The organism is Pseudomonas sp. QLc11A (assembly GCF_052112305.1).
GTDB classification, from domain to species: domain Bacteria; phylum Pseudomonadota; class Gammaproteobacteria; order Pseudomonadales; family Pseudomonadaceae; genus Aquipseudomonas; species Aquipseudomonas laurylsulfatiphila.
Map to the genome: position 1 here is coordinate 98,778 of NZ_JAVAJJ010000013.1, position 25,805 is coordinate 124,582.

The 25,805-nt window shown below is 61.7% G+C and carries 20 protein-coding genes; 8 read left to right on the forward strand and 12 right to left on the reverse strand.

Features of this window, described 5'->3' with window-relative positions:
• Nucleotides 1-51 precede the first annotated feature (51 nt).
• Both Q8X48_RS19245 and Q8X48_RS19250 read left to right on the forward strand, forming a co-directional pair.
• Complete coding sequence (locus tag Q8X48_RS19245; protein WP_407801248.1) at nucleotides 52-1,173, forward strand: HlyD family secretion protein; 1,122 nt, start codon at nucleotides 52-54, stop codon at nucleotides 1,171-1,173.
• Nucleotides 1,170-2,762, forward strand: coding sequence for a DHA2 family efflux MFS transporter permease subunit (locus Q8X48_RS19250; RefSeq protein ID WP_407801247.1), 1,593 nt, complete (start codon nucleotides 1,170-1,172; stop codon nucleotides 2,760-2,762). Before Q8X48_RS19245 ends, Q8X48_RS19250 begins: the two co-directional genes overlap by 4 nt.
• A 22-nt stretch (nucleotides 2,763-2,784) precedes the next feature.
• Here the strand turns inward: Q8X48_RS19250 and Q8X48_RS19255 are convergent, their stop codons facing one another.
• The 5 genes from Q8X48_RS19255 to Q8X48_RS19275 all read right to left on the reverse strand — a co-directional run bounded on the left by Q8X48_RS19255 (nucleotide 2,785) and on the right by Q8X48_RS19275 (nucleotide 7,443).
• Nucleotides 2,785-3,225: a carboxymuconolactone decarboxylase family protein gene (locus Q8X48_RS19255; protein WP_407801246.1), complete on the reverse strand. Its 441-nt coding sequence runs from the start codon at nucleotides 3,223-3,225 to the stop codon at nucleotides 2,785-2,787.
• Nucleotides 3,226-3,460: 235 nt separating this feature from the next.
• Nucleotides 3,461-4,903 carry a mechanosensitive ion channel domain-containing protein gene (locus tag Q8X48_RS19260; protein WP_407801245.1) on the reverse strand — a complete coding sequence of 481 codons (1,443 nt, stop codon included), beginning with the start codon at nucleotides 4,901-4,903 and terminating at the stop codon, nucleotides 3,461-3,463.
• A 213-nt stretch (nucleotides 4,904-5,116) separates the two neighbouring features.
• A complete protein-coding gene (gene ycaC / locus Q8X48_RS19265; protein ID WP_007977984.1) occupies nucleotides 5,117-5,743 on the reverse strand; it encodes an isochorismate family cysteine hydrolase YcaC in 627 nt (208 codons plus the stop codon).
• A 56-nt stretch (nucleotides 5,744-5,799) separates the two neighbouring features.
• Nucleotides 5,800-6,483, reverse strand: a complete 684-nt coding sequence (locus Q8X48_RS19270; protein WP_007977982.1) for an isochorismatase family protein — start codon at nucleotides 6,481-6,483, stop codon at nucleotides 5,800-5,802.
• A gap of 93 nt (nucleotides 6,484-6,576) precedes the next feature.
• Complete coding sequence (locus tag Q8X48_RS19275) at nucleotides 6,577-7,443, reverse strand: pirin family protein (protein ID WP_407801244.1); 867 nt, start codon at nucleotides 7,441-7,443, stop codon at nucleotides 6,577-6,579.
• Between the two features lie 104 nt (nucleotides 7,444-7,547).
• Here Q8X48_RS19275 and Q8X48_RS19280 point away from each other — a divergent pair, with 104 nt between their 5' ends.
• The 3 genes from Q8X48_RS19280 (at nucleotide 7,548) to dkgB (ending at nucleotide 10,155) form a co-directional block, all read left to right on the forward strand.
• A complete protein-coding gene (locus tag Q8X48_RS19280; protein ID WP_407801243.1) occupies nucleotides 7,548-8,456 on the forward strand; it encodes a LysR family transcriptional regulator in 909 nt (302 codons plus the stop codon).
• 121 nt (nucleotides 8,457-8,577) lie between these two features.
• The gene (locus Q8X48_RS19285; RefSeq protein ID WP_102699257.1) at nucleotides 8,578-9,117 is read left to right on the forward strand and encodes a PaaI family thioesterase; all 540 of its coding nucleotides are present in this window, start codon (nucleotides 8,578-8,580) and stop codon (nucleotides 9,115-9,117) included.
• Between the two features lie 234 nt (nucleotides 9,118-9,351).
• Nucleotides 9,352-10,155, forward strand: coding sequence for a 2,5-didehydrogluconate reductase DkgB (gene dkgB, locus Q8X48_RS19290; RefSeq protein ID WP_126050201.1), 804 nt, complete (start codon nucleotides 9,352-9,354; stop codon nucleotides 10,153-10,155).
• A 3-nt stretch (nucleotides 10,156-10,158) separates the two neighbouring features.
• On the opposite strand, the gene Q8X48_RS19295 is transcribed toward dkgB, so the two are convergent.
• The 7 genes from Q8X48_RS19295 to Q8X48_RS19325 form a co-directional block, all read right to left on the reverse strand.
• Entirely contained in the window at nucleotides 10,159-13,398 is a 3,240-nt protein-coding gene (locus tag Q8X48_RS19295) for a transporter substrate-binding domain-containing protein (RefSeq protein WP_407801242.1), read from the reverse strand.
• Nucleotides 13,399-14,025, reverse strand: coding sequence for a response regulator transcription factor (locus tag Q8X48_RS19300; RefSeq protein WP_015094177.1), 627 nt, complete (start codon nucleotides 14,023-14,025; stop codon nucleotides 13,399-13,401).
• Between the two features lie 109 nt (nucleotides 14,026-14,134).
• Nucleotides 14,135-14,536, reverse strand: coding sequence for a chemotaxis protein CheY (locus Q8X48_RS19305; RefSeq protein WP_126050197.1), 402 nt, complete (start codon nucleotides 14,534-14,536; stop codon nucleotides 14,135-14,137).
• A gap of 127 nt (nucleotides 14,537-14,663) precedes the next feature.
• Nucleotides 14,664-15,380 carry an MgtC/SapB family protein gene (locus Q8X48_RS19310; protein ID WP_015094175.1) on the reverse strand — a complete coding sequence of 239 codons (717 nt, stop codon included), beginning with the start codon at nucleotides 15,378-15,380 and terminating at the stop codon, nucleotides 14,664-14,666.
• A gap of 181 nt (nucleotides 15,381-15,561) precedes the next feature.
• Nucleotides 15,562-18,276 (reverse strand): magnesium-translocating P-type ATPase, encoded by a 2,715-nt coding sequence (gene mgtA / locus Q8X48_RS19315; protein WP_407801241.1) that lies wholly within the window; start codon nucleotides 18,274-18,276, stop codon nucleotides 15,562-15,564.
• A gap of 570 nt (nucleotides 18,277-18,846) precedes the next feature.
• Nucleotides 18,847-20,184: a lysine N(6)-hydroxylase/L-ornithine N(5)-oxygenase family protein gene (locus tag Q8X48_RS19320; RefSeq protein ID WP_407801240.1), complete on the reverse strand. Its 1,338-nt coding sequence runs from the start codon at nucleotides 20,182-20,184 to the stop codon at nucleotides 18,847-18,849.
• A gap of 147 nt (nucleotides 20,185-20,331) precedes the next feature.
• Nucleotides 20,332-20,814, reverse strand: a complete 483-nt coding sequence (locus Q8X48_RS19325) for a sigma-70 family RNA polymerase sigma factor (protein WP_407801239.1) — start codon at nucleotides 20,812-20,814, stop codon at nucleotides 20,332-20,334.
• A gap of 366 nt (nucleotides 20,815-21,180) precedes the next feature.
• On the opposite strand from Q8X48_RS19325, the gene Q8X48_RS19330 reads away from it, so the two are divergent.
• From Q8X48_RS19330 to Q8X48_RS19340, 3 genes are read left to right on the forward strand one after another with little or no spacing between them, the layout of a single operon-like run.
• Nucleotides 21,181-22,353: an efflux RND transporter periplasmic adaptor subunit gene (locus Q8X48_RS19330; RefSeq protein WP_095968023.1), complete on the forward strand. Its 1,173-nt coding sequence runs from the start codon at nucleotides 21,181-21,183 to the stop codon at nucleotides 22,351-22,353.
• Nucleotides 22,354-24,327 (forward strand): MacB family efflux pump subunit, encoded by a 1,974-nt coding sequence (locus Q8X48_RS19335; protein ID WP_407801238.1) that lies wholly within the window; start codon nucleotides 22,354-22,356, stop codon nucleotides 24,325-24,327. It begins immediately after the preceding gene.
• A 7-nt stretch (nucleotides 24,328-24,334) separates the two neighbouring features.
• Complete coding sequence (locus Q8X48_RS19340) at nucleotides 24,335-25,729, forward strand: efflux transporter outer membrane subunit (RefSeq protein WP_407801237.1); 1,395 nt, start codon at nucleotides 24,335-24,337, stop codon at nucleotides 25,727-25,729.
• The last annotated feature ends 76 nt before the right edge of the window (nucleotides 25,730-25,805 follow it).

The window sequence follows — 25,805 nt, forward strand, 5'->3', positions numbered from 1 at the left end:
TACATCATATTACAGATATCATAATTAACGCCGCCTGACAGGTATCCCTCCATGACCAGCATGCCCACCGTAGAACCCGACCTGGACGCCCCGGTGAAACCGGCAAAACGTCCCCTGCTCAAGCGTCTGCTTCTGCCAACAATGGGCATCGCAGCGTTGGTGTTGGCCGGTGTGTATGGCGCGCATTGGTGGACGGCCGGGCGTTTCATCGAAGAAACCGACGATGCCTACATCGGCGGTGACGTAACGGTGATCGGGCCAAAGGTGGCGGGTTATATCGACGAAGTGCTGGTGACTGATAACCAGAAGGTCAAGGCCGGCGATGTGCTGATCCGTCTCGATTCGCGCGACTACCGCGCCAACCTGGCCAAGGCCGAAGGCGCAGTGGCCGCCCAGGAAGCCTTGCTGGCCAACCTCGACGCCACCGAACAACTGCAACAGGCGGTCATCGGCCAGGCCCGTGCCGGCATCGACGCCGCCGGTGCCGAAGCCACCCGTTCGCGAGATGACGATGCCCGCTACAGAAAACTGGTGTCCACCAACGCCGTCTCGGTGGAAAGCGCCCAGCGCGCCAATGCCACGTTCAAGCAGGCCCAGGCCCAAAGCAACCGCGCCCAGGCGGAATTGCTGGCCGCGCAGCGCCAGTTGAATGTGATCGACACCCAGAAACAACAGGCCCGGGCCGCCTTGATCCAGGCCAAGGCCGAGCGCGACCTGGCGCAATTGAATGTCGGCTACACCGAACTGAAGGCACCGGTTGACGGCGTGATCGGCAACCGTCGGGCACGGGTCGGCGCCTATGCCCAGGCCGGCTCGCAATTGCTCTCGGTGGTGCCGGCCAGCGGCCTGTGGGTCGACGCCAACTTCAAGGAAGACCAACTGGCGCACATGGTGCCGGGGCAACGGGTGGTGATCCGTGCCGACGTGCTGTCGGGGCAGGAATTCCACGGTCACCTGGACAGCCTCGCCCCCGCCAGCGGCTCGCAATTCAGTGTGTTGCCGCCGGAAAACGCCACCGGCAACTTCACCAAGATCGTGCAGCGGGTGCCGGTGCGGATTCACCTCGACCCGGCCGACAGTGTGCTCGGCCACCTGCGTCCGGGTTTGTCGGTCACCGCTGAAGTGGACACGCGCAAGGAGCCTGAAGCGCCCGCCGTGGCCAGCGCGCCATGAGCCGCGCCCTCGCCGCCCCGGCGCAACCGTTCAATGCCGCGGACATGGCGACGGCGACCAAGGTCTTCGCCTTTGCCAGCATGTGCATCGGCATGTTCATTGCGCTGCTGGATATCCAGATTGTCTCGGCCTCGTTGCGTGACATCGGCGGCGGGCTCTCCGCCGGCACCGACGAAACCGCGTGGGTGCAAACCAGTTATCTGATCGCCGAGATCATCGTGATCCCGCTGTCGGGCTGGTTGTCCCGGGTGTTTTCCACGCGCTGGCTGTTCTGCGCATCGGCGGTCGGCTTTACCCTGACCAGCCTGCTGTGCGGCGTGGCCTGGAACATCCAGAGCATGATCGCCTTCCGCGCCCTCCAAGGCTTTCTCGGCGGTTCGATGATCCCGCTGGTATTCACCACGGCCTTCGTGTTCTTCACCGGCAAACAACGGGTGATCGCCGCCGCGACCATTGGCGCGGTGGCGTCCCTGGCACCGACACTGGGGCCTGTCATCGGTGGCTGGATCACCGACATCTCGTCCTGGCACTGGCTGTTCTACATCAACCTGGTGCCGGGGATTTTCGTCGCGGTCGCCGTGCCAATGCTGGTCAAGATCGACCAACCCGAACTGTCGCTGCTCAAAGGCGCGGATTACTTGAGCATGGTGTTTCTGGCGCTGTTCCTCGGCTGCCTGGAATACACCCTCGAAGAAGGCCCGCGCTGGAACTGGTTCAGCGATCGCACGATCCTGACCACTGCGTGGATCAGCGGCCTGGCCGGGTTGGCATTCATCGGCCGGACCCTGCATGTGGCCAATCCGATTGTCGATCTGCGCGCCCTGAAAGATCGCAATTTTGCCCTTGGCTGCTTCTTCTCGTTCGTCACCGGCATCGGCCTGTTCGCCACCATTTACCTGACGCCACTGTTCCTCGGCCGGGTGCGTGGCTACGGTGCGTTGGACATTGGTCTGGCGGTTTTCTCCACCGGGGTGTTCCAGATCATGGCGATTCCGCTGTACGCCTTTCTGGCCAACCGCGTCGACCTGCGCTGGATCATGATGACCGGCCTCGGGCTGTTCGCGTTATCGATGTGGGATTTCAGCCCGATCACCCATGACTGGGGGGCCAGGGAATTGATGTTGCCGCAAGCCTTGCGCGGGATTGCCCAGCAACTGGCGGTGCCGCCCGCGGTGACGCTGACCCTCGGTGGCCTGGCACCGGCGCGGCTCAAACATGCATCGGGGCTGTTCAACCTGATGCGTAACCTGGGCGGGGCAATCGGTATCGCCGCCTGTGCGACCATTCTCAACGACCGTACCAACCTGCATTTCACCCGGCTGGCGGAAAACCTCAACAGCACCAACGAGGCCCTCAACCAATGGCTGTCCCAGGTCGGCAACAACTTCGCCGCCCTCGGCCAGAGCGGTGACGCTGGGGTCACCGCCAGCCTCCATCAGCTATGGTTACTGACCTACCGCGAAGCCCAGACACAAACCTATGGCGACGCGTTTCTGATGATCGGGCTGTGCTTCGTCATCGCCACGGCGATGGTGCCCCTGATGCGCAAGGTGCAACCACCCGCGGCGCCGAGTGCCGATGCCCATTGAGGCATCGGCGGTTTGCTGAACATCAGGCCTGAGGCGTTTTACGGAAGCCGACCGCCAGGCGGTTCCAGCTGTTGATGGTGCTGATGGCGACGGTCAGGTCGACCATTTCCTTGGGCGTGAACTGTGCGCTGACCACTTCGTAGTCTTCGTCCGGGGCGTGGGTCAGGCTGAGCTGGGTCATGGATTCGGTCCACAGCAGCGCAGCGCGTTCACGCTCGGTGAAAAATGGCGCCTCGCGCCAGGCCGTCACGGCGAACAGACGCCGCGGGGTTTCGCCACCCTTGATCGCGTCGGCGGTGTGCATGTCAATGCAGAAGGCACAGCCGTTGATTTGTGAAGCGCGCAGCTTGACCAGTTCAATCAGGCTTTTTTCCAGCGGCAGCTTCGACACTGCGGTTTCCAGGGCGATCATCGCCTTGAGGGCGTCGGGGCTGGCAGTGTAGAAATCGATACGGGGTTGCATGACGTGCTCCAGGGCAGGTAGGTGTGTCGCTACGTTAGTCCCTCGGCTGGTCTACACAAATAGCCAATATTCCAGAAGTCGAGGAGGCCATTGGCGCGGGTGTGATGGGTTTCACTCTTCACTTTTGGTGAATTCACTGCCGTCATCGCGAGCAAGCTCGCTCCCACAGGGAAATGCACTCAAATGTGGGAGCGAGCTTGCTCGCGATCCGCGCAGCGGCCATTCACCACCGAGCTCAAACCCGATTGCGCAACCACCGCAGAAAGCCCTTTTTCTCCACCGCCACCGGCAGCTCCTGAGTCAGGGTTTTCGCTTTTTGCAGCCGGTAATCGAGCAAGGCTTTCATTGCATCGTTGATGTCGTGACGGGCATCCAGGCACGGCTTGAGGTAGGACTTTTCGATGCGGTACAGGCCGCAGAATGTCTTGGCGGTAAACTGCGCAGGCAGCGCGCTGTCGGTGAGAATACCCGCCTCGCCGATCACCTCCCCCGGCCCCATGCGTCCGGATTCGTAGGGCGTTCCGTGGCGCATCAAGGTCACCGAGATCACGCCGGATTCGATAATGAACAAGTGATCGCTGACCTCCTCCGCTTCCAGGATCACCTCCCCGGCGCGGAAGGTTTGCAGGGTCATGTTCTGGCTGAACGTGTCTTTCTCTTCCTGACGCAGGGTGGAGAAAATCGGCGAGCTGTCCAGCAACGCCCGTTTGCGTGTCGAGTTGATCGGCGGGCTGGGCTCCACGCTCGACAACAAATTGACCCCGCAGGCCTGCAAGTGCCGGTAGGCCAGGTCGTACAGCTGGTTGCGCACTGAGCGTTTCTCGTCCATCGATGCGACAAAACCGTTGATTTCGTAGACCGCGCCGGTGTTGCTGGCACTTTTGAGACCGACGCTGGGCGACGGTTTTTCCAGCAGCGCACGGCACCCTTGCATGGCCCGCTCCAAGGCTTCGATCACCGTGTTCGGCCTCGCGTGGGGGCTCACTTCCAGGGATACGGAGATACCGAACATGTCGTTCGGCCTGCTGAAATTGATGATCTTGGCCTTGGCCGCCAACGAGTTGGGAATCACCGCCATGCAGCCCTGGGAGGTCTGCAGGCGTGTGGCGCGCCAGTCGATGTCGGTCACCTTGCCCTCCATGCCGTCGATGGAGATGTAGTCATCGAGTTGATAGGGCTTGGTGGTGTTGAGGACGATCCCGGAGAACACGTCGCTGAGGGTACTTTGCAACGCCAGGCCGACGATGATCGCCAACGCACCGGAGGTGGCCAGAACACCCTTGACCGGCAGTTCCAGCACATAGGCCAGGGCCGCAATCACCGCGATCAGGAAAATCACCGCGCCGAGCAAATCCTGGAGCAAGCGCCCGGTATGCCCCACCCGTTGCATCATCACCGCGCCGATCAGCACGGTCAGGGTCCGCGCGCCGAACAACCACCAGCCGATCTGCAAGCCGGTGGCGGCCAGGTGCAGCGGCACGTTATCGGCCCAGGGCGGCGGCTCCATCGGGTTCAGGCCTTCGTTGAACAACAGGAGGCTGAACAACGAAAAAATCACCACCCGCACCAGCAGCCGCCAGGCACTGCCAGCGGCGCTGAGCAAGTGCCACAACCCGAGATCGATCAGGATCAGCGTCATGGCGCAGATCAAAGGGTGTTCAGTGAGCAGTGACAGCATCAAGCAACTCCATCCAGGGCCAATGACGCGAAGATCGCATGGATTGGCACCAGTGTAGGAGCAATTGATTTGGCGGGATTCTGCAATCGCCACAAAAACAAATGTGGGAGCGGGCTTGCTCGCGAATTCAGTGTGTCAGGCAACGTTTATGTTGTTTGACACACCGCTTTCGCGAGCAAGCCCGCTCCCACAGGGGGGATGCGTGTGCCGAAGTTATTTGCTGTTGGTCAGTGTGCTGTAGCTGGTCATCAGGTTGCGGTAGTCCGGAATATGGTTGGAGAACAGCGTGCCCAACCCTTCGATATCGTTACGCCAGTCGCGGTGCAGTTCACAGGCCAGGCCGAACCAGGTCATCAATTGCGCGCCCTGGGCGGTCATGCGGCTCCATGCCGATTCGCGGGTCAGTTCGTTGAAGGTGCCGGACGCGTCGGTGACCACGAACACATCAAAGCCTTCGGCCAGCGCCGACAGTGCCGGAAACGCCACGCAGACTTCGGTCACTACGCCGGCGATGATCAGCTGTTTCTTGCCGGTGGCCTTGATCGCCTTGACGAAGTCTTCGTTGTCCCAGGCGTTGATCTGGCCCGGGCGAGCGATGTACGGCGCGTCGGGGAACTGCGCCTTGAGCTCCGGCACCAGCGGGCCGTTGGGGCCGGTTTCGAAACTGGTGGTGAGGATGGTCGGCAGCTTGAAGTACTTGGCCAGGTCGGCCAGGGCCAGCACATTGTTCTTGAAGCGATCAGGATCGATGTCGCGTACCAGCGACAGCAGGCCGGTCTGATGATCCACCAGCAGAACGGCGGCGTTGTCCTTGTCCAGACGCTTGTAGGAAGTGGTCATTGCAGTAATCCTCGCAGGTTATCGATGCCGATTGGAGATCGGCGTGGGGTAGCCGGTTAGCGCTGGGAATCCAGCGCCTCGTGTTCGTTCGCCACTTGCTGGGCCTTGAGGTAGCTCTCGATCAGCAATTGATAATGCGGCATGGCCTGGGCGTAGACAGCGGCCCACTGCTCGGCATCCGGACGGTTCCACGAGCCTTGCAGTTCGGAGAGCGTCGCCATGATGTCGATTGGCACCACCCCGGCCTGGGCCAGGCGGGCAACGGTCAGATCAGTGGCCAGTTTCGAGTGGTTGCCGGAGGCGTCGACCACCGCAAACACCTTGTAGCCTTCATGCACGGCGGCGATGGACGGGAACGCCAGGCACACGCTGGTCAAGGTGCCGGCGATCACCAGGGTTTTCTTGCCGGTGGCTTTGACCGCCGCATGAAACTCCGGGTTGTCCCAGGCATTGATTTCGCCTTTGCGCGCCACGTACTGCGCATGGGGTGCGGCCTCGTGGATTTCCGGGATCAACGGCCCGTTCGGCCCCTGGGGAACGGAAGCCGTGGTGATCACCGGCATCTTCAGCAAGGTTGCGGCCTTGGCCAGGGCAATGGCGTTAGCGCGCAGTTGGGGCACGTCCATGTCCTTGACGATCTGGAACAGTCCGCTCTGGTGATCGATCAACAGCATCGCGCTGTCATTGGGATCGATGGTCGGTTTCTGGCCGTTGAAGTTGGCCGCGTAGACAGTACTCATGTGCGTTTCCTCTTTCTTTTGGGCAACAGCCATCCCTGGCCTGAAAACCGGCCTACTCATCCTGTGTAGAGTCGGGTGTTGAAGCGCTGCGAATTAAGCGTGCATCCGGCCGAAGCGTCCGGACTGGAAGTCGGCGAAGGCCTGGTGGATTTCTTGCTCGGTGTTCATCACGAACGGCCCGTGACCGACGATCGGCTCGTCGATCGGCTCACCGCTGAGCAACAACACCACCGCGTCTTCGCTGGCTTGGAGGGTCATCTGATCGCCCTTGCGATCGAACAGGGCCAGTTGCCCCTGGCGCACCGGTTCCAGGCCATTGACCTGAACCGTGCCACGCAAGACCACCAGTGCGGTGTTGCGCCCTTCATACAGGTCCAGGGTCAGCGACTTGCCGGCATTCAAACGAATGTCCCACAGGTCGACCGGGGTAAAGGTGCGTGCCGGGCCCTTGTGGCCGTCGAACTCACCGGCGATCAGGCGCAGGCTGCCGGCGCTGTCCTTCAAGGCGATGCTCGGGATGTCAGCATCGAGAATCGTCTGGTAGCCGGGGTCGGCCATTTTGTCCCTGGCCGGCAGGTTGACCCACAGTTGCACCATCTCCAGGGTGCCGCCGCTTTTGGCGAAACCGTCGGAGTGAAACTCTTCATGCAGGATCCCCGAGGCAGCGGTCATCCATTGCACATCGCCAGGGCCGATCTTGCCGCCGCTGCCGGTGGAATCCCGGTGCTCCAGTTCGCCCTTGTAAACGATAGTCACGGTTTCAAAACCACGATGAGGATGCTGACCAACGCCACGTCGTTCGGTGGTCGGGGTGAATTCAGCGGGGCCGGCGTGATCAAGCAACAGGAACGGGCTGATGTGTTTGCCCAGGTTGTCGTAGGAAAACAGCGTGCGAACCGGAAAACCGTCGCCAACCCAATGGGTCCGTGGACTGGTGTAGATACCGATGATGTTTTTCATGGTGTCTCCTGATGAGGGGGGTGAAGCCATGGACAAAGCTTAAAACCGTGACCTTTGCTGCGCTAGACTGCAAAAATCAGCTTTAGCGTTCTATTTGGAGAACGATGGTGGAAGACCTCAACACCCTCTACTACTTCACCCAGGTGGTGGAGCATCACGGTTTCGCCGCAGCCGGTCGGGCACTGGACATGCCCAAGTCGAAGCTCAGCCGACGCATTGCCGAGCTTGAAGAACGCCTCGGCGTGCGCCTGCTGCACCGCACCAGCCGGCATTGCTCATTGACGGAAATCGGCCAGGCGTATTACCAGCGCTGCCTGGCCATGCGGGTGGAGGCGGAAAGCGCCGCCGAACTGATCGAGCGCAACCGCTCCGAGCCTCAGGGCATGGTGCGTATCAGTTGCCCGACGGCGCTGCTCAACACCTGGGTCGGGCCGATGCTGACCCGTTACATGCTCAAGTACCCGTTGGTGGAAGTGTTCATCGAGAGCACCAACCGCCGGGTCGACCTGATTCACGAAGGCTTCGACATTGCCCTGCGGGTACGCTTTCCACCGCTGGAAAACACCGACATGGTGATGAAGGTGCTGGGCAACAGCACCCAGAGCGTGGTCGGCAGCCCGGCCTTTTTATCGCGCCTGTCGACACCGGCCTCCCCGGCCGACCTCAGCGGCATGCCGAGCCTGCACTGGGGCGCGGCGCAGCGCGAATATCAGTGGGAACTGTTCGGCGCCGATGGCAGCACGGCGATGATCCGGCATGCCCCGCGCATGGTCACCGATGACCTGTTGGCCTTGCGCCATGCGGCAGTCGCCGGGATCGGCATCGTGCACCTGCCCAGCGTGGTGGTACGCGATGAAATCGCTGCCGGGCAACTGGTGGAACTGGTGCCGGGCTGGGCACCGAAGAGCGGTGTGATCCATGCGATCTTCCCCTCGCGTCGGGGGTTACTGCCGTCGGTGCGCACCTTGATCGATTTTCTCGGGGAAGAATTCAGTCGCAGTGATATTGCTTGAAGGCAGCGGCAAGCTTTGAGCTGAAAGCGGCAAGTTGATTGGGGGGTAGCGGAGATTTTATTTCGGGCATAATATTCAATTTGATTACACCCATAATATTTAGCCCACCGAGGACTCCGTCATGCAAAGCCCTAACCGCGACGCCACCCTCGCCCAATGGATCGCCCAGGAACAAGCCATGCGCGCCCGCCTCGCCGGGCCCGGCAGTCTGTCCATGGCCGAGGTCAGCGCGTTGTCCCCCGCCGAGTTTTTCGAAGGCATCGGCAACGGCGAATTACCCTCCCCGCCGATTGGCACACTGATGGATTTCATCCCCATCGAATGGTCGGCCGGGCTGTTCATCTTCCAGGGCACGCCGGATGCCCGGCACTACAACCCGCTGGGCACCGTCCACGGCGGTTATGCCGCAACCTTGCTTGATTCATGCATGGGTTGCGCGGTCCATACACAACTGAAAAAAGGCCAGGGTTACACCACGCTGGATCTGCGCATCAGCTACGTCCGCGCGTTGAACAACGCCAGTGGACCCGTGCGTGCCGAGGGCAAGATTGTGCACTTGGGGCGCTCGACGGCGCTGGCCGAGGGGCGGATTTATGATGTGGATGGGCGGTTGTATGCGACGGGGACCACCACTTGCATGATTCTTGAACCTCGGGGGTAAGGCTTCAGACCGAGTCGCTACCTTCGCGAGCAAGCCCGCTCCCACATGGGGAATGCATTCCAAATGTGGGAGCGGGCTTGCTCGCGAAGGCGTCGGATCAGACACCATCACCCCACCAGACTGCCGATGATTCTTGATTTCCAGTAAACATTGCTTTGCCAATCCAGCGGTTTTTCTCACGGATGCAGGCGCAGATACTGCCGCCCATTCCCACTGCAACCTCTGGAGTCATCAATGTCCATTCCCGCCTTCGGCCTGGGTACGTTTCGCTTGCAAGGCCAGGTGCTCATCGATTCGGTGAGCACCGCCCTGGCGCTCGGTTACCGGGTGATCGATACCGCACAAATCTACGAGAACGAAGCCGAGGTCGGCGAGGCTATCGCCGCCAGCGGCATCGCCCGAAAAGACCTGTTCATCACCAGCAAGATCTGGGTCGCCAACCTGGCCGGTGATCGACTGATCGACAGCCTGAAGGAAAGCCTGGGCAAACTGCAGACCGATTACCTGGACCTGACCCTGATCCACTGGCCTTCGCCGGACGATCAAGTGCCTGTCGCAGAGTTCATGGGCGCCCTGCTCGAAGCCAAACGCATGGGCCTGACCCGGCAGATCGGCGTGTCCAACTTCACCATCGACCTGATGAAACAGGCGGTTGCGGCCATCGGCGCCGAGCACATCACCACGAACCAGATCGAACTGCACCCGTACCTGCAAAACCGCAAGGTCGTCGCATTCGCGCAGAGCCAGGGCATTGGCATCACGTCCTACATGACTCTGGCTTACGGTGAAGTCCTCAAGGACCCGCTCATCCAGCAGATCGCCGAACGCCTGCGAGCGACGCCGGCTCAGGTCACCCTGGCGTGGGCCATGCAATCGGGTTACTCGGTGATCCCGTCGTCCACTCGCCGGGCCAACCTCGAAAGCAACTTGAAGGCTCGCGAACTGACCTTGAGCGAGGCCGACATGGCCTTGATCGCAACACTGGATCGCGGCCACCGGTTGACCAGTCCCAAAGGCATCGCACCGAGCTGGGATTGAGCCTCAGTCCTGCTCGAGACGCAGGTCCAGGCGGGTCATGGCTTTCTGCAACTGGTCGACGGCGGCGTCGATCAGTGCCGCGCGGCCGTCATTGCACGCCCGCTCCAGTTGTTCGCAACACTCGACCAGGCCAAGCGCTTGCACCATCAGCGCCCCGCCCTTGATCCGGTGTGCCAGTGTCTGCAAACCCGGGCGGTTGTCGCTGGCGTGCAAGGCCAGCAAATGCACGCGGTCCTCACGGTTGGTCAGCGCCAGATCGTGCAGCAGTTGATCGACCAGCTCAGGGTCCGTATCCACATAGCGCTCCAGCCCGCTCAAGTCGAACTCGGCCAAGCCTGGGTTGTCATTTGCCGCCGGGGGTGTGCTGGAAAAGCGCAGAGCCAGCCACGCCTGCAAATCCACCAGGCGAATGGGTTTGAACAGGCAATCGTCCATGCCCGCCGCCTGACAGCGGATTTTCTCCTCGGCCTGCGCATTGGCGGTAAAGCCCAGAATCAGCGTAGGCGACAACCCCTGCAGCCGCTCTTGCTCACGTATTGCGCCCGCCAATTCGTAACCGCTGAGCACCGGCATGTTGCAGTCGGTAATGACCAGTTCGAAACCCTGTTCGAAACTCTGTCCGCGCCACTGTTCAAGCCCCTGCGCCCCGTCCTCCGCCAGCACCACACTGTGGCCCAGATAGCTCAGCTGCCGCGAGAGCAGCAGGCGATTGGCCGGGTAATCGTCAACCACCAGGATCGACAACGCCCGGGTCGTGAGCTGCGCCGAGTCCTGGGGCATCCCCCCCGCGGGCAACGCTTGCAGGGAGGGCAGCATCAGGCTGATGTCCACCCGCGTACCGCGCCCAGGCTCACTATCGAGATGCAACTGCCCGCCCATCATTTCGCACAGGGTACGACTGATCACCAGGCCCAGGCCGGACCCTTGCCGGGCGGTCTGCTGATTGTTATCGGCCTGCACGAACGGGCTGAACAGGCGTTGCTGGTCGAAAGCGCTGATGCCGATGCCGCTGTCCTCGATCCGTACGCTGACGGCGAGATGCGCCGGAGCTTGCGGCCGCACTCGCAGAGTCAGGCTCACCTGGCCTGCACGGGTGAACTTGATGGCGTTGCTCAGCAGATTGGACAGCACTTGTTTGAAGCGCACGGGATCGAGCATCACATCGAGGTCACTGTGTTCGGCGAGCTCGACCCGCCATTGCAGATTCTTCTGAATCGCCAGCCCTTCGAAAACCCGGCAGACCGATGTCACCAGCGCATGCAGGTTGACCCGCTCCGGCGCCAACGACAAATGCCCCGATTCGATCCGGGCGACGTCCAGAATGTCGCCGATCAAATCCAGCAATTGCTGCCCGGCATTTGACGCGACCTCAATGGCGTCGCGGTCGGTCACCCCTTCATCGGCCCGTTTCAGCGCCAGTTCGAGCATGCCGATCAAGGCGTTCATCGGCGTGCGGATCTCATGGCTCATGGTGGCCAGGAACGTGGTCTTGGCCCGGTTGGCGTCGTCCGCCGCGTCCTTGGCTTCCTGCAATTGCCCGAGCAATTGCTGACGCTGGCGAATCTGCCGCCTCTGCCAGACGATCCCGGCCAACGCGAGCAACAGCAAGACACCCGCCAGCGCAAACGCCTGCAAGATCGCCTGTCGGTGTCGCAGCCAGTAACTCTGCTCGACCACCGAGTCATAGCGCCAGGGTTGAGTCAGCTCGTCTATTTCTTCGGGAGGAATGCTTAACAGCGCCTTATCCAGAATCGAATGCAGTTCGGTAGCCTCGCGACTGGTTGCCAGAGTGCTTCGGACAGGGTTGGCACCCACGGTGCTGGTCACCTGCAGGCGATCGCGATACTGCCGGGAAATCAGGTAACGGGCGCTGATCAAGGAGTTGATGCCGCCGTGGACCTTGCCCTGGGCGACCATTTTCATGGCGTCCGTCGACAGTGGTGCATCCACCAGCTGGATCTGCGGGTGATGCTGGCGAAGGTACTCGCCGGCAATGTTGCCCTGGGTCAGTGCCAGGGCTTTTCCCGCCATGTCTTCCAGCGTCCTGGGGCTGTCCCCGGTCGCTCGGGTCACCAGCACCGAAGGGCTGCTCAGAAACGCCCGGGTGAACAGCAGTTCATCCTCACGCTGGGAACTGAGGCCGATACCGGCCAGCACATCGATCTGCCCGCTGGTGATGCCGGACACCATATCAGTCACTGATTTCATGCTCTGGATGTCAAATTGCAGCCCGGTGCGCGAAGTGATTTTCGCCAGCACATCGACGCTGATACCGCGAAACTTGCCTTCGCTGTCGATAAATGAAATCGGCGGAATATTGTCGTTGATCGCCACCCTCACCCGCGGGTGGCGTTCGAGCCAGTGCTGTTCCGCCACACTCAATTGCAATGACCGGGTGCCGTGGATAGATACGCCATTGCCCCCCCAGCGACGCAGAATGTTCATCTGTTCATTGGGGGTGATGGCCGCCAAAGCCTTGTTGACGATGCGCAACAGCGAAACGTTGTCGCGGGTCATCGCGAAGGCAAAGCGCCCGGACTCCATGGGCGAGAAGTCGGTCAGTTGCACGTTGTTCAGGTAGTTCCTGCTGATCAGGTAGTGGGCATTGATCGCATCGCCCAGATAGACATCGGCCTGGCCGAAAGCCACGGCACCCATCGCCGCCAGTGTCGAGGGAAACAGCTGGACCTGCGCCTTGGAATAGAACTGTTGCACGCTGTATTCGGGCAAGTAGTGATACAGCATCACCAACCGCTGGCCGGCCAGGGTCGAGTCAAGCACCGGAGGGGAATCGGTGCGGGTGACCAGCACCGGTTGATCGACCGCGTAGGCACTGGACATCTGTAACTGTGGGTCCTCGGCTTCATATCGATTGGCGGTTCCCAGAAGGTCTGCCCGCCCCTCCTTGATGGCCTGCAGCGCGTCGGCTCGCGACGGATAACAGTGCACCTCTATGTCGATGTTCAACAATTGTTCGAGCAACCCGGCGTAATCGGCTGTCACGCCTTCGAACACCTTGCCCGCCGTATTGAACTCGAAGGGGGGATAGTCCGGCCCCGAGACAGCCAGCACCAATTTGCCCTTTTGCTGCAGCCAGCGTAACTCGGTGTCCGACAACCTGACGCTCAGGCCTTCGGCACTCGAGCGTCCCAACAGGGTCAACGACTGTTGCGCACAGACCGTCGGTACCCAAAGAAGAAGGCCCGTCAGCACCCAACCAGCCAGTCGTCGGAGAACGTTCATTCAGATCAAATGATTGCGCAGGGCGAAATCCCTCAAGTGCACCGACGAGCTCATGTTGAGCTTGAGGATAAGCCGGGTCTTGTAGGTACTGACGGTCTTGTAGCTCAGGTGCATGATCTCGGCGATCTCCAGGTTTTTCGAGCCCCGGGCCAGGTACTGCAGAATGGTCAGTTCACGATTGGAGAGTTTGTCGATCAACTGCTTTTCACTGCGTTGCAACTGCCCCATCGCCACGGAGCTCGAGGGGGTCTGGGCGAAATAGGTGTAGCCGGCCATCACCGAATTCACCGCCGCCTTCAAGTCATCCAGGTCCTTGCTCTTGGAAACATAGGCCACAGCCCCGGCGCGCATGCAGCGGTCCTGATAAAACTGCGCCTCCAGCGAGGTGAACACCACCACGCGACATCGGGTGTTTTCAGCCTTTATGCGATCCATCACCTCAAGCCCCGCCACCCCGGGAAGACCCAGATCAAGCAACACGACATCCGGTTGATGCTCCCGGATCAACGACAGGACCTCATCGCCACGGGAGGCCTCGTAAATCCGCGTGAACCCTTCACCCTTGAGTATGAGTTTGATCATGGAGCGAACCACCGGATGATCTTCCACAATCAGTGCTGACTTCATGACAACTCCCGTGCAAAACAACACGATCGGGCCAAAAAAAGCCCTCCAGACACTGCAGCGGTTGGGCACAACGCTGCGCAAAGACAATTGCATGGAAGGCTGGAAAGAACTACCTGACAGAAATGACAGTTCCGACGAACGGCAGGCGACGATCGACAGTGCTCATCAACTGCGTGATTGACGCAAGGTCAGGCAGAGCGGCCTGGCTGACCTGGACCTTGCCCGCAACGGACCGCACCGGCGCCTGCTGCTCATTGAAGATATACCCGTGATGAACCTGCGGGTTGTCAGCCAGGAAACTGAACAGGTCCAGCCCTCCGCTGGCCATCGTCCCATTGACGAGCACCAGGTCCAGCGGCTCGCCAGCGTACTCCACCAGTGGAAGGAGCTCGTCGAGGCTGTGCACCGGCGCCACCCGAAAGTAGCCCAGCTGGTTGAACAGCCGCTCGATCCGCAGGCGATTGAAGTGCTGCGCATCGGCGATCAGGATGCGCAAGGATTTATCCGGCAAGGTGACCTCCAAAAGGATGTCGGTTTCAAGAGGTCGCAAAGCCTACGGTAGCCCCCCCCAGGTTTATGTAGGAATATTCCTAAATGAATATCGGTTAGTCTGACGATTGCCAGGGAAACCTTGGCCTTCACTCCGTAGTACTCGGACTCCAGAACGCCTGCACCACCAGGTTCGAGGTCGAAATCCGGGCCACCAGCGCATCCAGTTCATCACCATCGACCGAGGTGGTCGCCAGGGTGGCTTCGATTTCAATTTCATCCGTGCCGAAGGCATGCACATCGACATCGCTGGCCGGATAGTTGCTGCGCTCCAGCTCGGCTTCGAGCAAGGCCAGCACGGTTTTTTGCTGCGTACGCCGGGCGATGACATAGACGATGTTGGTGACTTCCGCCGAAATCACGTCCAGCGGCTGACGGTTGATGTTGTTGACGATCGGCCGCAGCAAGGTGTTGGCCGCCAGCACGAACAGCGTGCCGAGCAAGGCCTCGGCCAGCAGGTCGGCACCGGCGCAGGCACCGACCGCCGCCGAGGTCCAGAGGGTGGCAGCCGTATTGAGGCCACGCACATTGCCCTCTTCACGCATGATCACCCCGGCACCGAGAAAACCGATGCCGGAAACCACATACGCCACGACCCGCACGGCGCCATCGGCACCGGCAAGCCGGTTGGCCATGTCGACGAAAATCGCCGCGCCCACCGCCACCAGCACGTTGGTGCGCAGGCCGGCGGTGCGCTGCCGGTACTGGCGCTCGAAACCGATCAGGCCACCGAGGATGAAGGCTGCGCTGAGGCTGACCAGGGTGTCGAGCAGAGAGGTCAGGTTGAGGTTGTTGATGGCTTGCATGAAAACTCCTTAAAAAACCCACGATCCCCTGTGGCGAGGGGGCTTGCCCCCGTTGGGTTGCGAAGCGACCCCAAGACCGAAAAACGCGGTGCTTCCAGTAAACCGTGCTCTCAGGTTTTGCGGTTGCTGCGCAACCGAACGGGGGCAAGCCCCCTCGCCACAAGGGTTATGCGGACACTCCTTATTGCCAGCCAAACCGCCGGATGTAGACCCCCTTCACCGCCTGGGTCAGCGCCATGTACGCCAGCAGGATCACCGGCAGGAACACGAAGTACAGCGACGGCAATGCCTGCAGCTTGAAGTAGTGCGCCAGCGGGCCCATCGGCAGGAAAATCCCCACGGCCATGATCAACCCGGTCATCACCAGCAACGGCATGGCCGCGCGGCTTTGCAGGAACGGGATCTTCGGCGTGCGGATCATGTGCACGATCAGTGTCTGGGTCAGCAGCCCGACCACGAACCAGCCGGACTGGAACAGGGTCTGGTGATCCGGGGTGTTGGCATCGAACACGTACCACATCAAGGCGAACGTGGTGATGTCGAAGATCGAACTGATCGGCCCGAAAAACAGCATGAAGCGCCCGACATCCGCCGGCTGCCAGCGCTGCGGTTGCTTGAGCATCTCGTCATCGACGTTATCGAATGGAATGGCGATCTGCGAAATGTCGTAGAGCAGGTTCTGCACCAGCAGGTGCATCGGCAGCATCGGCAGGAAGGGGATGAACGCACTGGCCACCAGCACCGAGAACACGTTGCCGAAGTTCGAACTGGCGGTCATCTTGATGTACTTGAGCATGTTGGCGAAGGTCCGGCGCCCTTCCAGCACGCCCTCCTCCAGCACCATCAGGCTCTTTTCCAGCAGGATGATGTCGGCCGCCTCCTTGGCGATGTCCACGGCACTGTCCACGGAAATGCCGATGTCGGCCGTGCGCAGGGCCGGGGCGTCGTTGATGCCGTCGCCCATGAAACCGACCACATGGCCGTTACCCTTGAGCAGACGGACGATGCGTTCCTTGTGCGACGGCGTCAGTTTGGCGAAGACGTTGGTGGTCTCCACGGCTTTCGCCAGCTCGGCATCCGTCATGCGCTCGATGTCGTTGCCCATCAGCAGGCCCTGCTGCTCCAGGCCGACTTCGCGGCAGATCTTCGCTGTAACCAGTTCGTTGTCACCGGTCAGCACTTTCACCGCCACGCCATGGGCCGCCAGCGCCTTGAGGGCCGGCGCGGTGCTTTCTTTCGGCGGATCGAGAAAGGCCACATAACCGATCAGCGTCAGGGCCTGTTCATCGGCCAGGCTGTAGGTGTCGCGGCCTTCAATCATCGGCCGTGCCGCTACCGCCACCACCCGCAGGCCCTCGGCGTTGAACGTGGCCGTGACCTGACGGATGCGCGCCAGCAGTTCTTCGTTCAAGGCTTCATCGACTTCGCCATGGCGCACCCGCGAGCAGACCGCCAACACTTCCTCCACCGCCCCCTTGCAGATCAACAGGTGCGGTTGATCGCGCTCAGCGACCACCACCGACATGCGCCGGCGAGTGAAGTCGAACGGAATCTCGTCGACCTTGCGAAACGCCGTGCCGACTTTCAGTTCACGATGGATTTCGACGTGTTCGAGCACCGCCACATCCAGCAGGTTTTTCAGGCCGGTCTGGTAGTAGCTGTTGAGGTAGGCCATTTCCAGCACGTCATCCGAGTCGTTGCCCCAGACGTCGACGTTGCGCGCCAGGAAGATCTTGTCCTGGGTCAGGGTGCCGGTCTTGTCGGTGCACAGCACGTCCATGGCGCCGAAGTTCTGGATCGCGTCGAGGCGTTTGACGATGACTTTCTTGCGCGACAGGAACACCGCGCCCTTGGCCAGGGTCGAGGTGACGATCATCGGCAGCATCTCCGGGGTCAGGCCCACGGCAATCGACAGTGCGAACAGCAGCGCTTCGGTCCAGTCGCCCTTGGTGAAACCGTTGATGAACAACACCAGCGGCGCCATCACGAACATGAAGCGAATCAGCAGCCAACTGACTTTGTTGACGCCGGTCTGGAACGAAGTCGGCGTGCGATCCGTCGCCCCGACCCGCTGGGCCAGGGCGCCGAAATAGGTGCTGTTGCCGGTGGTGAGGATCACCGCCATGGCCGTGCCGGACACCACGTTGGTGCCCATGAACAGGATGTTGTCCAGGTCCAGCGGGTTCTGCGTGTCGCGGTCCTGCTGCCGGGGAAATTTTTCCACCGGCATCGATTCGCCGGTCATGGCCGCCTGGCTGACGAACAGGTCCTTGGCGCTGAGCACCCGGCAATCGGCGGGAATCATGTCCCCGGCGGACAGCACGATCAGGTCGCCCGGCACCAATTGTTTGATCGGCAATTCGATGCGCTGCGCACTGTGGTTCTCAAGGTCCCGGCGCATCACTGTGGCCGTGTTGCTGACCATGGCCTTGAGGGCATCGGCGGCCTGATTGGATTTGGTTTCCTGCCAGAAACGCAGCAAGGTCGAGAGCACCACCATGGAGAAAATCACGATGGCGGCTTTCATGTCTTCAGTCAGCCAGGAGATGACCGCCAGCAGCGTCAGCAGCAGGTTGAACGGATTCTTGTAGCAGTGCCACAGGTGCGTCCACCAGGGCAGCGGTTGTTCGTGCTCGACTTCATTGAGGCCGAACTGCTCGCGCAGGGCATCGGCTTCAGGCTCGCTCAAGCCATCGGTGTGAGAGCCGAGTGTGTCAAGCAACTGGCCAGTGTCGCTGCCGGCAGCGCTGACCAGGGTTTGCGCCAGGGTGGGCGGGACTTCACGGCTGACCGTGGTGTCGGTGAAGGTTTCCAGCAACGCCAGGCGACGGAAGTGCCGGGCGATGTGGCGGTTACGCAGGAAGCCTGCGAAGAATTCCTTGAGGGTAAGTTTCATGGCTGGTGCCCCTTTGGTCAGCCGGGAAACCGTCGAGCAGGCAGGTCCACGCCTCTGCCGCCGGAACAACCGGCAAAGCAAGGCCTGGCGCGCCGGTCACGAATGACAGGCGTGTCGATAGAGCGGCGGCCACGACAAAAAGTCGAAACCACGCACTGTTCAGTGTCGATGAGAGGGACGTCGGGACACGGCCGGGATTGGCCATGATCAGAATGCCGCTGCTCGCTTGTCGGCGAGACAACGGCACAGGAGACTGCGCGTTATCTTGCCGAGAAAATGCCGGTTACCGAGACCGGCCGACAACTGTCACTCGAACAAGTACCCACTGTGGGTCTCCGTAATGGATGAAAACGCGCGAAGCTTACGCCCCGATGTTTGGGGAGTAAACCCGTTACATAGTCTTGCAGGGGCAATCTCGGAGTTCTTCAGGAAGGGTTCAGGAATCAATGTTTGCGGTGTTCTTTCTGGCCCCTTCGCGAGCAGGCTCGCTCCCACAATTGATCTGCGAACACAGGGCAAAATGTGGGAGCGGGCTTGCTCGCGAAGGCAGCCTGTCAGGCGCCGAAAAACTCAGCTCGCGGTCGCCAACAACAGATCCACTACCGACCGCCCATGCCCGCGATGCTTGCCATGCTCATACAGCGAACCGGCAATCTCATCGGCACGGATCGGCAGGATCGACAACAAGGTGTCGCTCAGCCCGTGGCTGGCCTGGCAGAAGCCCTGCATGTAGAGGCCGGCCTTGCAGCGTTCATCCGTGATCAGTTTGTAATTGCGATCGACCTCAAAATCGCCCAGGTACTCCTCCAGCGGCGCCAGCAGTTTGCGGTGCATCTGCCGCTCGTAACCGGTGGCGAGCACCACGGCATCGTAGTGACGCACCGAGACTTCACCGGTGGCGTTGTTGCGCAGCACCAGTTCGACACCACGTTCGTTGGCGGTGGCCTTTTCGATCGTGGTCAGGGTATGGAACGCATGACGGGCGATGCCCGAGACCTTCTGCCGGTAGAAGATGCCGTAGATGCGCTCGATCAGATCGATGTCCACCACCGAATAGTTGGTGTTGTGGTACTCGTTGACCAGGCGCTCGCGCTCGCTGTCGGGCTGCTGGAACACCAGGTCGGTGAACTCCGGCGAGAACACTTCGTTGACGAAGGGGCTGTCGTCGGCCGGCTTGAGTGCCGAGCCGCGCAGGATCAAGTCCACCTGCACCGACGGGAAGCTGTCGTTCAAATCGATGAAGGCCTCTGCGGCGCTCTGCCCGCCCCCGATGATCGCAATGCTCATCGGCTGGTTGTTCACGCACGGCTGTTTGGCCATCTGCGCCAGGTACTGGGAATGGTGGAACACCCGGCCGTCATCCTTGAGCGCCTTGAACACCTCGGGAATACGCGGCGTGCCACCGGCGCTGACCACCACCGAACGGGTGGTGCGCACCTGTTGATGGCCGCTCGCATCGCGGGAAATCACTCGCAATGCCTCGACCTGATGGTTGTGCAGCACCGGCTCGATGGTCAGCACTTCTTCGCCGTAACGGCTTTGCGCCGAGAACTGCCCGGCAACCCAACGCAGGTAGTCGTTGTACTCCATGCGGCACGGATAGAAGGTGCCCAGGTTGATGAAGTCCACCAGGCGCCCGTGGGCCTTGAGGTAATTGACGAACGAGTAAGGGCTGGTCGGGTTGCGCAGGGTCACCAGGTCCTTGAGGAAGGAAATCTGCAACTCGCTCTGGGTCACCAGGGTGTTGCCGTGCCAGCGATAGTCGACCTGCTTGTCGAGAAACAGCACATCCAGGTTGCCCTGGCTCGCCCCGCGCTCTTGCAGCGCGATGGCCAGTGCCAGGTTCGACGGGCCGAAACCGACGCCGATCAGGTCGTGAACGAGGGGCGATGCAATTGCCTGTGTCATTTCCAGTGTCCTCTGGATGTTCCCCGCAACAGCGGGGCATTGAACCTAAGTGACCTGACCGGCCTTGGGCAGGGCAACAGGTCGTCTGTTGAGTAGGAACGAGGACAATGGAACAAAATTTAACCGGGCTTGATGAATCCCGCAGGATCAGTGGCCTTCCCACTGGCGCATCCGCACACGGCAATGCTTCATGGCATTGACGATGTGCTTTTCCACCAGCGCACGGGAAATACCCAGTTGCCCGGCGATTTCCAGATGGGACAGGCCATCGATCTTGCGCAGCAGAAAACTCTCGCGGCACAGCCGTGGCAGTTCCGCCAGGGCACGCTGGAGCATGTCCAGGCGCTGGCCGTGATCGAGGACCTTGTGCGGTGAAGGTATGAAGCAGCTTTCTTCGCTGTCGAGTACGTCCAGCGGCTCGGTGCGACGCAAGGCGTTGCGCCGATGGTCATCGACGACCAGGTTGAGAGCGGTGCGATAAAGGAATGCCCGGGGCTGCTCGATCGGTGTATCGCTGGAACGCTCCAGGACCCGCAGGTAAGCGTCATGCACCACATCTTCGGCCACCTGACGGTTGCCCAGCCTGGCGTTCAGGAAACACACCAGCTCGCGATAGTAGTTTTCCAACATGACTCCCGTCCGCACGGGGGTGCGGTTGCTGTCCTTGAGCCGTTTCGGCGACTGCTGGAACACGCAGTGGCACGATAGTGGCAGTTTGAGAAGTGTAATTTATAGTAATTCTCATATAGATTTAAAGTACTGCTTCACCTTTCCCGGCATTTAGTCACGAACCCTGTAGGAGCGAGCTTGCTCGCGATGGCATCAAGGACAACGCGTTGATCCAGACAGCACGCGTTATCGTTAACGTCCATCGCGAGCAAGCTCGCTCCTACAAGGGGTTGTGTCACCACCTAAATTCCCCGGCGCTTTCTACGTTTACAGGACAGCTCCCCGTCTCTGCCCGGACGGGCCGATTTCCCAAGGCCGGAACCCTGCATGAAACGCCCCCGACAGACCCGACGCGCCCTGCTTGCAGCACTTTGTCTGATCCCCGTGGTGGCCGTCGCCGCCTGGCAGTTCATCCCGCCGGGCCGCGACCAGTTCACCACCGTCCAGGTCAGCCGCGCCGATATTGAAAGCAGCGTCACCGCCCTGGGCACCCTGCAACCGCGGCGCTATGTCGACGTCGGCGCCCAGGCCTCCGGGCAAATCCACAAGATCCACGTGGAAGTCGGCGACCGGGTCAAGGAAGGCCAGTTGCTGGTGGAAATCGACCCGTCCACACAACAGGCCAAGCTCGATGCCGGGCGCTTCTCTATCGAAAACCTCAAGGCGCAGCTGCAGGAACAGCGGGCGCAACACGAACTGGCCCGGCAGAAATACCAGCGCCAGCAGAACCTCGCCGCTGGCGGCGCCACCCGTGAAGAAGACGTGCAGACCGCCCAGGCCGAACTGCGCGTGACCCAGGCGCGCATCGACATGTTCCAGGCGCAGATCCGCCAGGCCGAAGCCAGCCTGCGCAGCGATCAGGCGGAGCTCGGCTACACGCGGATTTATGCACCCATGGCCGGCACAGTAGTGGCGCTGGATGCCCGCGAGGGCCAGACCCTCAATGCCCAACAGCAGACACCGCTGATCCTGCGCATCGCCAAGCTGTCGCCAATGACTGTGTGGGCCGAGGTCTCGGAGGCCGACATCGGCCACGTCAAACCCGGCATGCACGCCTGGTTCACCACCCTGAGCGGCGGCACCCGGCGCTGGACCAGCACCGTGCGGCAAATCCTCCCCGTGCCGCCCAAGCCACTGGACCAGACCAGCCAGGGCGGCGGCAGCCCCGCCAGCACCAGCAAAAGCGGGAGTGCCCGCGTGGTGCTGTACACCGTGCTGCTGGACGTCGACAACGCCGACAACGCGCTGATGGCGGAAATGACCACCCAGGTGTTCTTCGTCGCCAACCAGGCGCAGAACGTCCTCACCGCACCCATCGCCGCCCTGCAAACCGGCGCACAGCCAGACCTGCAGACCGCGCAAGTGGTCGCCAAAAACGGCAGCATCGAACAGCGCAACGTGCGCACCGGCATCAGTGACCGCCTGCGGGTGCAGATCCTCGACGGCCTGCAAGAAGGCGATCACCTGTTGATCGGCCCGGTCGACGGGAGTGGCGGCTGAATGCTGACGCCCCTGATCGAACTTTCGGACATCCGCAAAGCCTACGGCGGTGGCGAGGCGCCTGAGGTTCACGTATTGCGCGGTATCGATCTGTCGATCCATGCCGGAGAGTTCGTGGCGATTGTCGGCGCCTCCGGTTCCGGCAAGTCGACGCTGATGAACATCCTCGGCTGCCTCGACCGTCCGACCTCGGGCGAATACCGTTTCGCCGGGGAAAACGTCGCCGCCCTCGACAGCGACAAACTGGCCTGGCTGCGGCGCGAAGCCTTCGGTTTTGTGTTCCAGGGCTATCACCTGATTCCATCGGGTTCGGCCCAGGAGAACGTCGAGATGCCGGCCATCTATGCCGGCACTCCGGCCGCCGAACGTCACGCCCGCGCCGCCGCCCTGCTCGAGCGCCTCGGCCTGGCCTCGCGAACCGGCAACCGCCCCCATCAGCTCTCCGGCGGCCAGCAGCAACGGGTGTCGATCGCCCGCGCGCTGATGAACGGCGGCCACATCATCCTTGCCGACGAACCCACCGGCGCCCTCGACAGCCACAGCGGCGCCGAGGTCATGAGCCTGCTCGACGAGCTGGCGAGCCAGGGCCACGTGGTGATCCTCATCACCCACGACCGCGAAGTGGCGGCCCGGGCCAAACGCATCATCGAGATCCGCGACGGCCTGATCATCAGCGACAGCGCCAGTGAAAACCCGACCGCGCAACATTCGGCCAACCCGGGTGCGCTACAAGCCGTCGACCTGCGCAAGCGCTTGAGTGAAGGCGCCGAAGCCACCGGCGCCTGGAAGGGTGAATTGGTCGATGCCGTGCACACGGCGTGGCGGGTGATGTGGATCAACAAGTTCCGCACCGCGCTGACCCTGCTCGGGATCATAATCGGCGTCGCCTCGGTGGTGGTCATGCTGGCCGTGGGTGAAGGCAGCAAGCGCCAGGTGATGGCGCAGATGGGCGCGTTCGGTTCCAACATCATTTACCTCAGCGGCTCGGCGCCCAACCCGCGTACGCCGATGGGCATCATCACCCTCGATGAGGTCGCGGCGATCGCCAGCTTGCCCCAGGTCATGCGGATCATGCCGGTCAACGGCCAGGAGGCCGGGGTGCGCTTCGGCAACCTTGATCACATGAGCTATGTCGGTGGCAACGACACCAACTTCCCGGCGATCTTCAACTGGCCGGTGGTCGAAGGCAGCTACTTCACCCAAGCCGATGAACAGAACGCCGCGGCCGTCGCAGTGATCGGGCACAAGGTGCGGACCAGGTTGCTCAAGGACGTGGCCAACCCGATCGGCCAGTACATCCTGATCGAAAACGTACCCTTCCAGGTGGTCGGCGTGCTCGCCGAAAAAGGCGCCAGCTCCGGCGACTCCGACAGCGACGACCGCATTGCCATCCCCTACTCCGCCGCCAGTGTGCGCCTGTTCGGCACGCACAATCCCGAGTACATCGCCATCGCCGCCGCCGACGCGCGCAAGGTCAAGGAAACCGAAAAAGCCATCGAGCAATTGATGCTGCGCCTGCACGATGGCAAGCACGACTTCGAACTGACCAACAATGCCGCAATGATCCAGGCCGAGGCACGCACGCAAAACACCCTGTCGCTGATGCTCGGTTCGATTGCCGCCATTTCTCTGCTGGTCGGCGGGATCGGCGTGATGAACATCATGCTCATGACCGTGCGCGAGCGGACTCGCGAGATCGGCATCCGCATGGCCACCGGTGCGCGCCAGCGCGACATCCTGCGCCAGTTCCTCACCGAGGCGGTGATGCTCTCGGTGGTGGGCGGCCTCACCGGGATCGCCCTGGCGCTGATCGTCGGTGGCGTGCTGATTTTCAGCGAAGTGGCTGTCGCGTTCTCCCTGATAGCGGTGCTGGGCGCCTTCGGCTGCGCCCTGGTTACCGGTGTTGTTTTCGGCTTTATGCCGGCCCGCAAAGCTGCCCGACTCGACCCGGTCACGGCCCTTACCAGTGAATGATCGATTGATGAAGCCGCCACTCAGTGTATTAACCCTGTGCCTGTTGCTCAGTGCCTGCGGCACCCCGGCCCAGCGCCCCGACAGCGGCATCCAGCCGCCGGCCTCTTGGCAATCGCCACACACCGCAGGCGCTGTCCATGACAACCAGCAATGGTGGAATCGCTTCGGCAGCCCGCAACTGGGTCGCCTGATCGAACAGGCGCGCCTCGGCAGTTACGATTTGGCCGCCGCCATCGCCAGAGTGCGCCAGGCCCAGGCCAACACGGTCATCGCCGGTGGCTCGCAACTGCCGGAGGTCAAGGCCTCGGCCAATGCCAATCGCCAGAAGCTGATGCGGGGCAGCGGCTACAGTCAGCTCGATGCCGACAGCGATAACGACGCCGTCGACTACTTCAATGCGAACCTGGTGGCCAGCTACGAAATCGATTTCTGGGGCGGCCAGCAGGCCAGCCGCGACAGTGCGCAATTCAGTCTGAACGCCAGCGAGTTCGACCAGGCCACCGTGGAATTGACCTTGCTCAGCGGCGTGGCCAACAGTTACGCGCAAGCCTTGTCGTTGCAGGAGCAGAGCCGCATCGCCGAGTTGAACCTGGCCAATGCGCAAAGCGTGCTGAAACTGGTGCAGACCCGCTTCGATTCAGGCTCGGCCACGGCCCTTGAACTGGCGCAGCAAAAAAGCCTGGTGGCGGCGCAGCAACGCCAGCTGCCGCTGGTGCGGCAACAGGCCGAGGAGGCGCGAATCAGCCTCGCCGCCCTGCTCGGCCGCCCGGTACAGGCACTGTCGCTGGGTCAGGAACGCTTCGATCAACTGACCTGGCCCGCCATCGACGCCGGGGTGCCCAGCCAGTTGCTCAGCCGCCGTCCGGACATTGCCCGGGCCGAGGCGCAACTGGCCGCCGCCCAGGCCGACGTCACCGTCGCCCGGGCCGCCATGCTGCCCACCGTGACCCTCACCGCCGAAATCGGCTCCGGGGCCGACCGGGCCGACGATATTCTGCGCAGTCCCTTCTACAACCTCAGCGCCGGGCTGCTTGCGCCGGTGTTCAACAACGGCCGCCTCGGCGCCCAGCGCGACAAGGCCACGGCGCGCCAGCAAGAACTGCTGGAAACCTATCGCGGTACGATCATCAACGGCTTCGCCGACGTCGAAAAAGCCCTCAACAGCATTCGCGGGCTGGACGAACAGCGCGGGTGGCAGAGTGAAGAACTGAGCCAGGCGCAGACTGCGTTCAACATTGCGCAAAGCCGTTACCAGGCCGGGGCCGAGGATTTGCTGACGGTCCTGGAAACCCAACGCACACTGTATGCGGCGCAGGATTTGAATGTGCAACTGCGCTTGTCGCGGATGCAGGCGAGTATTGCGTTGTACAAGGCGTTGGGTGGGGGGTGGCAGGTTCTGTAATTTGTGTGATCCGTGAGGACGCCTTCGCTGGCAAGCCAGCTCCCACAGGTTATGCGTCGCGCCTGGATCATGCGGC